Source organism: Haladaptatus sp. AB618, assembly GCF_024136965.1.
Classification (GTDB): Archaea; Halobacteriota; Halobacteria; order Halobacteriales; family Haladaptataceae; genus Haladaptatus.
In genome coordinates this window covers 1-303 of sequence record NZ_JAMYJX010000036.1, presented here as the reverse complement: position 1 = coordinate 303, position 303 = coordinate 1, and the positions used below count along the sequence as shown (strand labels likewise).

Below are 303 nucleotides of genomic sequence, written 5' to 3'. Positions count from 1 at the left end.
TGTTCCAGGGGGCGATGAGTTCGTTCAACCCGACGATGAAAATCGAGGACCACTTTTACGACACCCTCGATGCGCACGACGCCGACCGCGCCGAGGGAATGGACCGCGCGCGGGAATTGCTTGCGGACCTGTATTTGGACGCCGACCGCGTGCTGTCGTCGTACCCGCACGAACTGTCGGGCGGGATGCAACAGCGCGCACTGATCGCATTGTCGCTGGTGTTGGATCCGGACATCTTGGTGATGGACGAACCGACGGCGGCGCTGGACCTGCTGATGCAGCAATCGATCCTGATTCTGCTCA

The 303-nt window shown here is 61.1% G+C and carries 1 protein-coding gene; it reads left to right on the top strand.

What is annotated here, in order from left to right; all coding sequences use genetic code 11:
* On the top strand, positions 1-303 hold a 303-nt coding region (locus tag NKF26_RS23995; protein ID WP_253235036.1), incomplete at both ends, for an ATP-binding cassette domain-containing protein.